The organism is Flexithrix dorotheae DSM 6795, assembly GCF_000379765.1.
Lineage (GTDB): Bacteria > Bacteroidota > Bacteroidia > Cytophagales > Flammeovirgaceae > Flexithrix > Flexithrix dorotheae.
Map to the genome: position 1 here is coordinate 1 of NZ_KB903447.1, position 14,579 is coordinate 14,579.

12 protein-coding genes are annotated in these 14,579 nt (G+C 36.6%); all 12 read left to right on the forward strand.

All coding sequences use genetic code 11. The features are described 5' to 3' along the window. Positions 1-490 precede the first annotated feature (490 nt). Positions 491-832, forward strand: a complete 342-nt coding sequence (locus tag A3EM_RS0119465; RefSeq protein ID WP_020529916.1) for a PadR family transcriptional regulator — start codon at positions 491-493, stop codon at positions 830-832. 19 nt (positions 833-851) lie between these two features. Continuing rightward, positions 852-3,470 carry an FtsX-like permease family protein gene (locus A3EM_RS0119470; protein ID WP_020529917.1) on the forward strand — a complete coding sequence of 873 codons (2,619 nt, stop codon included), beginning with the start codon at positions 852-854 and terminating at the stop codon, positions 3,468-3,470. Positions 3,471-3,962: 492 nt separating this feature from the next. Then, a complete protein-coding gene (locus A3EM_RS0119480; RefSeq protein WP_020529919.1) occupies positions 3,963-4,577 on the forward strand; it encodes a TetR/AcrR family transcriptional regulator in 615 nt (204 codons plus the stop codon). 7 nt (positions 4,578-4,584) lie between these two features. Further along, a complete protein-coding gene (locus A3EM_RS0119485; RefSeq protein WP_020529920.1) occupies positions 4,585-5,838 on the forward strand; it encodes a TolC family protein in 1,254 nt (417 codons plus the stop codon). Positions 5,839-5,931: 93 nt separating this feature from the next. Beyond that, complete coding sequence (locus A3EM_RS0119490; RefSeq protein ID WP_026210419.1) at positions 5,932-6,855, forward strand: HlyD family secretion protein; 924 nt, start codon at positions 5,932-5,934, stop codon at positions 6,853-6,855. A gap of 181 nt (positions 6,856-7,036) precedes the next feature. After that, a complete protein-coding gene (locus A3EM_RS0119495; RefSeq protein ID WP_020529922.1) occupies positions 7,037-7,963 on the forward strand; it encodes an ABC transporter ATP-binding protein in 927 nt (308 codons plus the stop codon). Positions 7,964-7,974: 11 nt separating this feature from the next. Beyond that, positions 7,975-8,706 carry an ABC transporter ATP-binding protein gene (locus tag A3EM_RS0119500; RefSeq protein WP_020529923.1) on the forward strand — a complete coding sequence of 244 codons (732 nt, stop codon included), beginning with the start codon at positions 7,975-7,977 and terminating at the stop codon, positions 8,704-8,706. Positions 8,707-8,944: 238 nt separating this feature from the next. Further along, positions 8,945-10,051, forward strand: a complete 1,107-nt coding sequence (locus tag A3EM_RS0119505; RefSeq protein WP_020529925.1) for an ABC transporter permease — start codon at positions 8,945-8,947, stop codon at positions 10,049-10,051. 27 nt (positions 10,052-10,078) lie between these two features. Beyond that, on the forward strand, positions 10,079-11,191 hold the full coding sequence (locus tag A3EM_RS0119510) for an ABC transporter permease (protein ID WP_020529926.1): 1,113 nt from the start codon (positions 10,079-10,081) through the stop codon (positions 11,189-11,191). Positions 11,192-11,332: 141 nt separating this feature from the next. Further along, positions 11,333-11,677 (forward strand): DUF2141 domain-containing protein, encoded by a 345-nt coding sequence (locus A3EM_RS0119515; protein WP_157637978.1) that lies wholly within the window; start codon positions 11,333-11,335, stop codon positions 11,675-11,677. Positions 11,678-11,865: 188 nt separating this feature from the next. Continuing rightward, positions 11,866-12,957, forward strand: coding sequence for an adenylate/guanylate cyclase domain-containing protein (locus A3EM_RS46020; RefSeq protein WP_020529928.1), 1,092 nt, complete (start codon positions 11,866-11,868; stop codon positions 12,955-12,957). Positions 12,958-13,295: 338 nt separating this feature from the next. Further along, positions 13,296-14,465: a CBM35 domain-containing protein gene (locus A3EM_RS0119525; RefSeq protein WP_020529929.1), complete on the forward strand. Its 1,170-nt coding sequence runs from the start codon at positions 13,296-13,298 to the stop codon at positions 14,463-14,465. Positions 14,466-14,579 lie beyond the last annotated feature (114 nt).

Sequence of the window (14,579 nt, forward strand, 5' to 3'; positions counted from 1 at the left end):
CCACTGATCAAAGAGTATTTAAAAGATGGGGTATCTATCAGGAGAATCAGTAAAAATTTAGGTTACAATAATCACATGGGTCTCAACAATTACATCCGCTCCAGAAAAATAAAATAACAACTACAGTCCAGCCTCTAATCTTTGTTTTGTACAATTTATTATTGCGATTTAATGCCTCTCTCATAACACAGTGAAAACTGTTCTATTTGAATTTTTACTTTTGTGCAGGATAATCGGTATGAGAGTTAACCCTCCTTAAGAGAGGATTAAAAAGAGAAGCATAAAAAGGGGTGGATATAAAGTATTTGGTTTAAAAGTTTATAGTCACTACTCGACTTAAGGTAAGAGAAATATTTAAAACACCTCATGGAATTTTATGATTACCCATTTACAGAAGATAAAAACCATTCAGGTAAAAATACTTACAAATATGAAGGAAATAAATTCTCTTTATTAAACTTACAAAAGTGAAGGATATAATTTTGGACCTATGAAAAGAAATCATCTCGGTGAACTGGAAGAATTGGTGATGCTAACGGTAGGCGTGCTTTATGATAATGCTTACAGTGTATCTATAGTGAATGAGCTTTTTGAAAGCACGGGCAGGGAAATAAATCTAAGTGCCATTCATACAGTGCTTTATCGGTTGGAAGAAAAAGGGTTATTAAATTCAAAGCTAGGGGAGTCTTCTTCGGCAAGAGGGGGAAAGCGCAAACGGCTTTTTTATATCACTCCCTATGGGAAACAGGTATTAGATGAAAACCTGGCCGTTCGGAATAGATTGCGCAATCGAATTCCAAAAATTGCCTTTAACTGGGGGCTATCAACATGAACCATTTAATGCTATTATCATGAAATCAGAAAGAAACCCAATTCCCCGAAGACCGCTTCAATTTTTCAGATGGTATTGCCACCCTAATCGCCTGGAGGAATTAGAAGGAGACCTGGAGGAAGTTTTCCATCAGCGGGTTAGCACTAAAGGTTCCAGGATGGCCCACTGGATGTTGTGGGCTGATGTGATCCGATCTTTCAGACCTTATGCCCTTAAAAAAAATCTACTGTCAAATTCAATTTTTAATCCAAACATTATGCTTCATAATTATCTTAAAATAACATTGAGAAACCTGAAAAAAAGCAAGTCATTTTCGGCAATCAATATCATTGGTTTATCCCTAAGTATGTCAGTTTGCCTGTTTATCATTATGATTATCCGTGAGCAAATGGCTATAGACAGCCATATTCCTGAAAAGGACCAGATATACAGGGTAATTACTGATACAGGCAGGAAAAATAAAATGGCTACTTCCCCTTATGAAATATCATCTGCAGTTTCAGCGGTTGATCCCGCTGTGGAGAATTATGCTGTTTTTAATGAAAGTTTCAGGGGAGAGGTACTGGCAAATGGGAAAAAACTGGGAATGAAAGGTATGTTTGCCTCGGAAAATGCACTGAAATTTTTTGGCTATGAGATGTTGTATGGAAATCAACAAACCGCTCTAACCAAAGCATTTACCATTGTACTTGCCCAGCATACTTCAGAAAAGTTTTTTGGAAAAGGTATCAATCCAATTGGAAAACAGTTCACATTATTTACGAGCGTTGAAGAAGAACCCCAGCATTACCAGGTCACAGGAGTAATTGCTGAAAATGGGACACAAACGCACTTGAAATTTGATGCGTTGGGTTCAGCTGAGTCAATTCAATCATTAGAAGACCGGGGAGCTATCAGGGCGGTTACACCTTGGGAAAATATTTACACCTCCTTCAACTATCTCAAACTAAAAAAGAATGCTTCTCCTGAAAAAGTGGAGGAAAATATGGCCAAATTAGCTGCAAATGGTTTTGTTCATCCCGATTTTAAAGATACCCGTCTATTATTGCAACCATTGGAAGAAGTCACTCCTTTTAAGGAGGAAATGACAAATGCTCCGGAGGGTGTAATGCCTATGTTCGTATTGTGGTTTTTGGGAGGAATTGCTGGCCTTATCATGTTTATGGCAGGATTTAATTATACCAATTTATCAATTGCCCGCTCACTCAACAGAGCCAGAGAAGTTGGAATAAGAAAAGTTAGTGGGGCAAATAAAGGACAAATCATTATTCAGTTTCTGATGGAAGCCATGCTTATTTCCCTGATTTCCCTGGGGTTTGGAATCTTTTTCCTTCAATGGGTTATAGATGGATTTATGAGCATTGACCCAGCCATTCACATGTTTTTTAAATTCAAATCTGATTGGATGGTTTATGGGTTGTTTATTTTGTTTGCACTTTCTGTTGGATTTTTTGCGGGGATTATTCCAGCCAGCTTTATGGCTCGTTTTCATCCGGCAAAAGTATTGAAAGGATTTGGCCAACTGGGCAATCGAAAATTCACAGCCAGAAAAATTCTGGTGGTGGCTCAATTTTGTATTTCAATGGTGTTTGTAGTAACTGCACTTACATCTTATGATCAGTTTCAACATACTATGAGTGCTGATCTGGGACTGAACGGAGAAAATGTCATTAACATTCCTTTACAGGGCAATAAACCAGAGATAATAAAAACACAATTTGAAAAATTACCTGAAGTAACAGAGACTTCATTAACCAATCTTGTGCTTAATACAAACCGGAAGATGGGCTTGTATTTATCCTCTCATGAATCTGTTGATTCATTTTATGTGAATTGTATCAATGCTTCAAGCAATTTTATTCCTATGATGAATATCGATTTGCTGGTGGGAGATATTCCTGCTGATGGAGTGAAAAATCAGATTCTGATCAATGAAAAAACGGTAAAGTTACTCGGATTTAAAAATCCCACAGATGCCCTGGGAAGTTCCTGGACAATCGAAAAAGAAGCTGTAATGATCAGTGGAGTGCTAAAGGATTTTTCCTATGCCAGTGCTCAAGATCTAATCGGACCATTTATAATTCGATCGAATCTCAATGCGTACAATAATCTTAGTATTAAGGTAAATTCAGAGGATTTTCAAGCATTAAAAACAAGCCTGACAAATGCATGGCAGGAAATTGATCAGGAGCATGAATTTGAATTTCATTTTTACAGGGATCAATTGGAAGAAGCCCAGGTTATTTTTGTCATTCTTTCTAAAATAATAGGTTTTGCTGGAGTTTTAAGTGTTTCCATTGCAGCTTTTGGTTTACTGGGAATGGCCATTTACAATACAAATTCACGCAATAAAGAAATGGGAATCAGGAAAGCGTTGGGAGCCAACCTGAAAGCGGTATTTACAAGTCTTTCTGGAAGTTTTATTACCCTTTTAGGAATTTCAATCCTTTTGGCTTTGCCTCTTTCATGGTGGATTAATGACTTATGGCTGCAAAATTTTCCTTATAGGATAAATATCAGTTATTATGGTTTAGGTCTGGGGGCATTAATCATATTGAGTGCAGGTATGCTTGCAATTGGTTCACAGGTTGTGAGGGTAATTCGACTTAACCCTGTTGATATATTAAGAGATGAATAAGTTGGGTCAGAATACCTTCTTACGGTGCCCCTGACCTTCTTTTTAAATTATATTAAGCAGATTTTTTTTTTTGCCTAAGTCCTTCTTTGGGAGTTTCTCTAAATAAGAACAATTAAAAACCGTGGGGCAATTTTAAAGATAATTATTACGAGGAAATCAGCTAAGTCAAAATATAACTATTTCAATAAAAAACATTATTATTTAAATAATCATAACTTTGATTATGTTAAGTAAATAATGCCGTGTATTTTTATTTGAAAATGACCATGTGTATTTTAAATGCTCTATCCAAAATGGCTACATTCTTATAATCCATTAACACTGCCCCACTATTTTTCATACTTTCCAACCGAATCCCAGGCGGGTTACATATAAAAATTTTGATGGTTCCTCATATTAAATTATTCTGAAATAACTTTTTCAAATTTTTCTTGGAATTATAAATAGAATATGTTTTAATTGCATTATTTAATAGACTTATTAAATAAAGTTATGAGTGCGGAAGAAAAAATGGAAATTACCATTCTGAAAGTAGCCACAAGGTTGTTTTTAGAAAAAGGGTTTAAAGCAACTTCTACTACAGAAATTGCCAAAGAAGCGGGATGCAATCAGGCATTGGTTCACTATTATTACCGAACCAAGGATAAATTATTTGATGCCATTTTCGAGAAAAAAATTAAGGTTTTTATCGGGAGTTTATTACAAATAGGGCATGAGGATTTACCCTTTGAAGAGAAATTGAAAAAGAAAATAGAATCTCATTTCGATGCGATTAAAGAAGATCCCAGACTTCCGCTTTTCTTTTTTGGTGAAATTAACTCCAATCCGAAGCGGATGGAATCGATAAGAGAAATTATTGGAGATCTTCCCCAAATGGTTTTGGTTCAAATGCAAAAGGAACTGGATGAGGAAATCTCCAAAGGAAATGTGAGGCCAATGACGGTTTATGACCTTTTATTGAGCATAGTTTCTTTGAATATAATAGTTTTCCTTGCTGAACCTATGTTTAAAACCATTACAAAAATTTCTGATGAAGAATTTTCCAAACTTCGGGAAAGAAGAAAAAAGGAAAATGTGGAAATTATTTTAAGAAGTTTGAAACCTTAGTCATATTATGAAAAATATTTTGAGGAGCATCCTTTTTGGCATCAGCTTTTATTCCACCCAGGTATTTGGTCAAATCACACTGGAAGAATGCCAAACTAAAGCCCGGGAAAATTTCCCATTAATTCAACAATATGAGTTGATTGAACAAACCAGGGAATATACGCTTTCCAATGCGGGAAAAGCTTTTTTACCTCAATTGGATGTCACCTTGATTGGTGGGGTGATTGAAGGCCTGCCCTCATTTGGTGCACCTGGCTCCGAGTCTTCCTCTACCGAATTCAACATGATTTCGATGGTTCAGTTTAACCAAGTAATCTGGGATGGGGGATTAACTAAAGCCAGTAAAGCAGCCACAACAGCCAATGCAGAAATTGAAAAAGCGAATCTTGAAGTATCACTTTACAGTCTGGAAGAACGGGTAAACAATCTGTTCTTTGGAGTCTTGCTTATTGAAGAACAGATTGCGCAAATGGAAATTCTGAAATCCACCCTTCAGCGGAATATGAAAAGAGTGGAAGTGGCTGTGGAAAATGGAACAGCTTTTAAATCGGATATTGATGAAATTAAAGTTGAAGTTATTAATGTGGATCAGAAGGTGGCAGAGCTACAATTCAACAAAAAGGCTTACTTAAATGTGTTAGCTGCCATGATAGGGGAAACTATTCCACCGAAAACCAAACTGGAGAGACCTGCAATAGATGATTCATTTATAGCCCTGGAAAATAACCGTCCGGAACTAAATCTTTACCAAAACCAGGAATTTCTGATTGAAGCCAAAAGTAATATTGATAAAGCCATGCTTTATCCAAAAATTGGCATCATGGGCATTGGGACTTTCATACAACCGGGGGTAGACTTTGGAACTTCAAAACTCAATAATATTTTGGTTGGGGGACTTAGCCTCAATTGGACGCTAGGTAATCTTTATCAAAATAACAACAATAAAAAGCTCACAGAAATCAATCTGCAAAAAGTAAAAGTGCAGCGGGAAACTTTTTTGTTCAACACCAATCTAGAATTGACACAAACTCAACAGGAACTCGATAAATTCAAAACTTTAATCGATCAGGACAAGGAACTGCTTACTTTAAAAAGCGGAATAAAACAGGCTTATGAGGTAAAATATGAAAATGGCGTAAGTACCATGTCTCAATTGCTGGATAAGGTAAATGATGAAAATGCCGCCAAACAAAACCTGATCATGCATGAAATTCAATACCTCATGAAAGTCTATCAATATAAAAATAAATCTGGGAATTAAAACAAGAATTTTAGCTCTCCAGATCTTCAAGGATTCAGGACTTAATAAAATGTTTTAGAACAAAATCTTCTAAAAATGCAAATTCATATAAAAATGAAACCTCTTTTTTCCATCATTATTTTGCTTTCCACTCACCTTTTCTCCTGTGTGGAAGAGGAATCCCTTGCTGATGCAACCGGTGTGTTTGAAGCTACTGAAATCATCGTTTCCGCTGAAGCAAATGGGAAAATTTTGTCTTTTGATATTAATGAAGGAGACCTATTAAAAAAGGATAACATCGTAGGATTAATTGACAGCACACAATTATATCTCACTAAACTTCAGCTAAAAGCCAGTAAAAATGCTGTGGAATCAGGGAAGCCAGATGTACGGACTCAGATTGAAGCTACTGAAAGGGAAATTGCGAAACAGGAACGGGAAAAAGAAAGAGTTAAAAAATTACTTGCCGGAGATGTAGCAACCCAAAAACAACTGGATGATATTGAAGCTGCGATTGAAATTTTAGAATCCAGGCTAAAATCACAAAAAAGCAGTCTGAATACCAATGTAACTGCTATTGATGCGCAAAGCAAAACAATTGATGTGCAGATTGCCCAGGTGGAAGATCAACTGGAAAAATGTAAGGTAAAAAGCCCAATCGATGGTACTGTACTTGTAAAATATGCAGAGAAAGGGGAAATGGCTGCTATGGGAAAAGCATTATATAAAGTTGCCGATGTGGACAACATGATATTAAAAGCTTATGTAACCGGAGATCAACTGGCAAAACTCAAAATTGGACAGGAAGTGGATGTTTTGGCTGAATTCGGGAAAACCGAAACCAAAAACTACAAAGGAAAAATCACCTGGATTTCCAGTAAATCTGAATTTACCCCCAAAACAATCCAAACCCAGGATGAAAGGGCTAATCTGGTTTATGCAGTGAAAATTGCGGTTAAAAATGATGGTTTTTTAAAGATTGGAATGTACGGTGGATTTAAGATGAGTTTGGGGAATGGCCCAATTGCGGAGGAATAAAAGAAAATTTGTATGGGAAATCAAGCGAACGCTTACGCCAGGGTTACTATCTTCTTTTGTCCTGGCAGGGTCTTCTCGCAGAGTGATCCTGCGCATAGTATAAAGTTATAGCTGGATGCTCGATCCAAATTCAGTTTTTATTATTTAACATCCAACTTCTAATCCCTAATTTCAATAAAATATGAAATCAGTAATTGTTCAGGATATTAAAAGGAATTATGGTAAAGTGGAAGCCTTAAAAGGCATCAGCTTTGAGGTAGATGCTGGGGAAATTTTTGGGATCATAGGACCAGATGGTGCCGGTAAAACTACCCTTTTTCGCATCCTGACTACTTTACTGTTGGCAGATTCCGGATTTGCTTCGGTGGATGGTAATGATGTGGTAAAGGAATTTAAAAGCATCAGGAAAAAAATTGGCTATATGCCGGGTAGATTTTCCCTATACCAGGATCTTACTGTGGAAGAAAACCTGAAGATTTTTGCTACAATTTTCGAGACAACCATTGAGGAAAATTACCATCTCATAAAAGACATTTACCAGCAAATTGAGCCATTTAAAAAAAGAAAAGCTGGAGCCCTTTCTGGCGGGATGAAACAAAAACTGGCCCTGAGTTGTGCCTTAATTCACAAACCAGTGGTACTTTTCCTGGATGAACCTACTACCGGGGTTGATCCTGTTTCCAGGAAAGAATTTTGGGAAATGCTGGATAAACTCAAACATCAGGGAATTACCATTCTGGTATCTACACCTTATATGGATGAAGCCAGTCTGTGCAACAGAATAGGGCTGATACAGGATGGAAATTTCCTGAAAATAGATACACCTGAAAATATCATCAATCAATACGAAAATGTGCTGTTGGCTGCTCAGAGTGACAAGATGTCTAAACTTCTGAAGGATTTGAGGGCGGAAGCAGATGTGCATACCTGTTTTGCTTTTGGAGACTCCCATCATATTACCATTAAAAAAGAAAGTCTGGTTGAAAACGGGGGGAATTTCTCTATTGAAAAGTTAACCAGTGAGCTATCTAAAAAAGGGCATCAGGGAATTCATATCGAACCCATAAAAGCAGGAATTGAGGATTGTTTTATGGAATTGGCAGATTAACTAAATACTCAATGAAAGTAATTGAAGCTGAAAATTTAACCAAGCGTTTCGGACAGTTTACTGCTGTTGATCACATCTCTTTTGCTGTAGAAAAAGGGGAGATATTTGGTTTCCTGGGTGCCAATGGAGCGGGAAAAACTACGGCCATGAGAATGCTGTGCGGGTTGAGTAAACCCACTTCGGGAAAGGGAACGGTTTCAGGTTTTGATATTGATAAGGAATCGGAAGCTGTGAAAAAGAGTATTGGCTACATGAGTCAGAAATTTGCCCTTTACGAAGATCTAAAAGTATGGGAAAACCTGCGTTTGTATGGGGGAATTTATGGAATGGATAATAAGGCCATCGGACCGAAAATAGATGAATTATTACAACAACTTGGATTCGAAAGTGAGAAAGATACTATGGTAAAATCTTTACCACTGGGCTGGAAGCAGAAACTGGCATTTTCCGCAGCCATATTTCACGAACCAAAAATTGTGTTTTTGGATGAACCCACAGGAGGCGTTGACCCGGCTGCCAGAAGGCAATTTTGGGAATTAATTTATGATGCCGCTGATCGGGGAATTACGGTTTTTGTAACTACACACTATATGGATGAAGCAGAATACTGTAACCGGGTTTCCATTATGGTAGATGGCAGAATTGAAGCCCTGGATACACCAAAGAATTTGAAAAAACAATTTGAAGCCGAAAATATGGATCAGGTATTTCACCAATTAGCCAGGAGGGCAAAACGGAATTAGAAATTTGGACACGAAGAAAATTCCCCAGCAGGGTCTGCATTTTTGTGACCCTGCCTCAATTTGGCTTCTGAAGCACGATGGACACAAGGTCTTTGGCGAAGACCTTGCTGTGAAAAGTAATTTGGAGAAAGGTTGGGAATAGATCTTTTTGACTGGATGGAAGTTGCAAACTTCCACTTATTAACAAGGCTTAAGTAGTCGCTTCGCTTATACTTAAGCCAGAAATAGAATTTTAAAAATGAGGCAGTTTTTAATATTTACACAAAAGGAATTCTTCCACATTTTCAGGGACAGATGGACCATGATGATGCTGTTGGCACTGCCGATTGCCATGATCATTCTGTTTGGTTTCGGCATTACTACCGAGATTAAGAATACCAAGTTTGCCATCTACGATCCTTCCAGAGATATGGCTACCCTGGGCATTGTGAATACCATGGAAAAAAACGAGTATTTCACTTTGGAAGGCTATGTGGAAAATCCTGATGAGATGGAAACCATTTTTAAGGAAGGAAAAATTGGTTTGTTGGTGGTTTTTAGTGAAGGCTTTTACGAAAATATCATTCGTACAGGGGATGCTCAGGTACAACTCATTGCCGATGGTACTGACCCCAATACCGCCTCTACCATTACCAATTATGCTACTAATATCATTATAGGCTATCAACAGGAATTGCTTGAAGTTGGGGAAATCCCTTTTCAGATTACACCTGAGGTAAAATTGCTGTATAACCCCACCATGAAAAGTGCCTACAATATTGTTCCGGGAGTGATTGGAATGGTGCTAATGCTGATCTGCGCCATGATGACTTCTGTTTCTATGGCGAAGGAAAAGGAATTGGGCACTATGGAAGTGATTCTGGTTTCGCCCATGCCGCCCATTTTAATTGTGATTTCAAAAGTGATTCCCTATTTCGTGATCTCCATGGTGAATCTGATGAATGTGCTTGCACTGGCGGTATTTGTGCTTGAGGTACCTATTGTAGGTAATTTCTTCCTACTCATCTTTGTTTCTTTGCTGTTCATTTTTGTAGCACTGGCTTTAGGTTTACTCATTTCCACCATGGTAGAAACACAACTGGTAGCCCTTTTACTTTCTGTAGTTGGCTTGCTCATGCCGGTTATTATGCTCTCTGGCTTAATGTTCCCCATTGAAAATATGCCCATTGTTTTGCAATACGTAGCCCAGATTATTCCGGCAAAATGGTATATCTCTGCTATGCGGGATGTGATGATCAAAGGATTGGGATTTACTTCCATCATAATGGAAGTAGCAGTATTATCAGCCATGGCTATAGTACTGATTGCCATTAGTTTAAAGAAATTTAAAATCAGATTGGAATAGCTTTATAATAGTTAAAAAACTTAAATCATGCTAAGGTTTCTGTTAGAAAAAGAATTTAAGCAGTTTTTCAGGAATTCATTTGTTCCCCGAATGGTGATCATGTTTCCGCTTACTGCAATTTTAATTTATCCATTAGTAGCCAACTTTGAGGTGAAAAATGTAAACCTCAGTCTGGTGGATCACGATAAAAGTTCCTATTCCAGAAGTCTTGTGCAGAAAGTAGTAGCTTCTGGTTATTTCAATATCACTAATGTTGCCAGTAATTATGAAAAAGCCCTTAGGACTATTGAATCCAATCGGGCTGACTTGATTCTGGAAATTCCCTCAAATTTTGAAAGAACTCTGGTAAAGGAAAGAAAAGCAAATCTGATGATTTCCGCCAATGCAGTAAATGGAAATAAAGGAGGATTAGGCACTGCCTACTTAGTTAGAATCATTTCAGATTTTAATGGAAATATTCAGACGGAGTTAATGGGAAATCATGGAAGAATGAAAATTCCAAATCTGGATATTATTCCGCTGTATCGGTACAATCCCAGTTTACTTTATTCGGTTTTCATGGTTCCTGCTATTCTAATAATGGTTTTAGCTATGATCTGTGGTTTTTTGCCAGCCCTAAATATTGTTGGGGAAAAGGAGAATGGCACTATCGAACAAATGAATGTTACCCCGGTGAAAAAGTTTACTTTCATTGTTTCTAAACTTATCCCCTACTGGCTTTCCGGCTATGTAGTACTTACCATTGGCATTACAGTTTCCCTATTAGTCTGGAAACTTTTCCCGGAAGGTTATCTGATCACTATTTACTTTTTTGCCACCATTTTTATTCTGGCCTTTTCCGGATTTGGTCTCGTGATTTCCAATTATGCCATTACAGTCCAACAGGCTATGTTCATGATGTTCTTTTTTGTACTTACCTTTATTTTCATGAGTGGGCTTTATACTCCTGTGGAAAACATGCCCAACTGGGCACAGTTTATCTCTCATTTTAGTCCATTAAAATATATTATTCAGGTATTAAGGATGGTTTATCTGAAAGGAAGTGCATTCAATGAACTTATTCCACAATTTATTGCCCTTTGCGGATTTGCGATTTTCTTTAATGGCTGGGCGGTGTTGAGTTACCGGAAAAGTAGTTAGGGATAATGGTTAACTTTTATCCTTCCAAGGAATAAAGTCAAATTCAAAACTAAATCTTTTATGAGAAATAAATGCCTTTTAACGATTGTAATTTCATTTATAAGTTTAGTCACCTTAGCTCAAGGAACCATTTCGGTTAGGGTGAAGGATGTAGAAACTGATATTGGGAAAGTAATTTTCATGTTATTTAATGATGAAAACGAATTTTCACCAACTGGAAAAGTCTTTAAAAGGGAAAAGGCGAAGTCAAAAAAGGGAGATGTATTTTATAAATTTGAAAATATTCCATTGGGAACTTATGCCATAATGGTCACACATGACGAAAATAATAACAATGTCATTGATAAAAATTTTGTAGGTTTCCCTAAAGAACCCGTTGGTGCATCATACCATACAAAATTTGGAAAACCCACCTTTGACAAATCTAAATTCAGAATTTCCAATGAAAACCCTCACATTGAAATTGAACTTATATTTATTAATTGATATGATAGTTCATTATAAAACCAACAATTTAAAATTTGGCCAACCTAAGTAAGTGGTTGGACAGAAATAACCATTTTATAATTTGCTTTCCGAAATGGAATCCCCAGAGTGGAACTCTGGTACCTAAAGTTGTAAAAGGCAAAGCTCACTTTTACTAGAAAATTATCTTCCCCTGAAAGTTAAGCACTATGGACAAAATCACCCGATTTGCTAATAAATATCCAAAATTGATTGATATTATTATTTTAATCATAGGTTTTACTTTCGGAGCCAATTTATTTATTTTCTTTAAACTTTCAGGAATAAACCAGTTAGGCATAAAAAACCTCATAGATACTCAAAATTTAAAATGGTACACCCCTACATTAGCTGGGCTTTTTATCGGTGCCGGGATCGCTTTCTTAGAATTTAAAGTATTTCCCAAAATAAAATATAGGATTCCTCTATTTTTAAAATTTCTTCTACGGTTAATATCTTTTTCAATTCTTATCATCTTCACGGCATTTGGACTCCACACTATTTTAACCGTTATTTTCCAAAACGAACCATTTCATCACGCAATCAATAATTCCTGGTCTTTAATCAATTCTGAAATTTTTCTATCATTATATATTTATTTTGTTATTGTTGGTGGAGTTCTAAATTTTTTTAGGGCAATTGGGAATAGATTTGGGCATGGAATTATCGTAAGCTATTTGGCAGGAAAATATAATGAACCTCTCGAAGAGGCACGAATTTTTATGTTTATCGATTTGAATAATTCCACTACAATTGCCGAAAATTTAGGACATGTAAAATATAGTAGATTTTTAAATAAGTGTTTTAATGATCTTACTACAATTATTCCCTATTATGAAGCTGAAGTATATCAATATGTTGGGGATGAAGTAGTTTTAACCTGGAGGATTGGGGATGTTTTTGACAAAAGGAAGGTCTTGGATTTATTTATTGAATTTTCTTCAAAACTCCAGGACAATAAATCTAATTATCTGGAAAAATTTGGGATATTGCCAAACTTTAAGGCTTCTATTAATTCAGGAACAGTCACAGTTACTGAAGTTGGTGCGCAAAGAAAAAACCTTGTGTATCATGGAGATGTTTTAAACACTGCTGCAAGAATTCTGGAGCTTTGCAAAACCTATAAAAAAAATTTATTATTAACCGAAAGTTTTTTTCAACTGCTACAAAGAGATTTTAGATATTCAATAGATTTTGTTACTAAAATAGAATTAAGAGGAAAAAAAAATGAAGTTTCTATTTATGGCATTAATAGTCCCTAATCTTTTCTTTTTATATCACAATATTAAAACAGATAGCAATTAGATTCTAGTCCAGATTAAAGTTGGGCAGTAGGTAGATTAATGTAAGGTTTACTTTCATCTGCTTTGCTCACGTTAATTCCACTAGCCGTATCCTTCATTTGCGATTTGCCCGCATTGCTCCTATGCACTTCAATCTTTCATGGTTCTGAGAGAAAATCCATTCAAATATTCCCGGCTTTATGTACCTTTACTTACTGTGATATGGAATGAGGCATAGACATACTGAACGAACTTATATCCATCTTTTTATAAGATCGGTGAAAAATACTGACTGACTAACAACAGGTTTTATGAAAATGAAATTATTAACTTCTCTCATCTGGGCAGTTTCTATTTGCCATTGTGTTTATTCCCAAAAACCTAAGATTACCTTTCAGCACCTGGATAAAAGGCTTTCTCAGAGTACGGTGAATTGCTTTTTGCAGGATAGCAAAGGCTACTTATGGATAGGCACCATGAATGGGCTTAATCGATATAATGGGGCTGATGTAGAGATTTATAAAAATCATCCGGATGATTCTACAAGCCTGAGTTACAATCCTATGCAAAAGGAACTGATTGCCTATCATAACAAATCTGGAAAACCGGGAGAATACGACAAAAGTGCTAGTCAACAGTCTTACGAAATAGCGTTAGTAGAAGGGCAGAAATATTATATTGAAGCCTTGATGAAAGAAAACAAAGGGAAAGACCATCTTTCTGTGTCCTGGTTGATGCCAGATGGTACAAAAGAAGCTCCTATTTCCGGTATTCATTTATCACCCGCAAATAATCCGGGAGCAGATGTACCTGTAAAATATGAAGCGGAACTGGCAAATCTCTCAGATGTTCAGGTAAATACGGTACTTCAGGACTTTTCTGGAACTGGATATGTGGAACTGTTTACTGAGAGCAATCATAAAGTAGTCTTTACAGTAGAAAACGCTAAAGCAGGAACACATAATTTAACCGTAGGTTATGCAGCTGCAGGCGGAGATAATACCAAAGAGGTATTGGTGAATGGCATTGCTATTGGCATATTCAATTTCTATGCTTCCAGTGCTTTTACGGAAATTAATTTGGGTAACATTGACTTAAATGAAGGGCAGAATACCATAGAAATAGCCCAGACTAGTGGTGACCTGCAATTGGACTACATCCTTGTGGGAGGTAGTTATCCGAATATCAGAAAAGCTTCATTGGTCCTTCCTGAATCTGTAGAACCAGCAACAGAAAGTGAAATTAGTATGTATCCTAATCCGGTGAAATCTACTTTAACCCTGCTCCTAAAAAACGAATGGAATGGGAAAGTAGGCATTAGGGTACTCAATTTAGTAGGTCAGGAAGTGAAGATTTTTGAAATGGAAAAATCACAAAAGGCCAGTCGCTATCAGCTGGATCTCAAAGGCTTACAAAATGGAATCTATATTGTAGAACTCAATATGGGTGAGAACCGAATTATCAACCGTGTAATTGTGCAGCAATAGCTTATTCAAATTACTCATCGGAAAATATGCTTTTGAGATATTTGATAGCACGTCACTGCTTGCAGTAAATTTTATAAATGCGATGGGAGTCATCTTTCGTCCAAAATGCATACT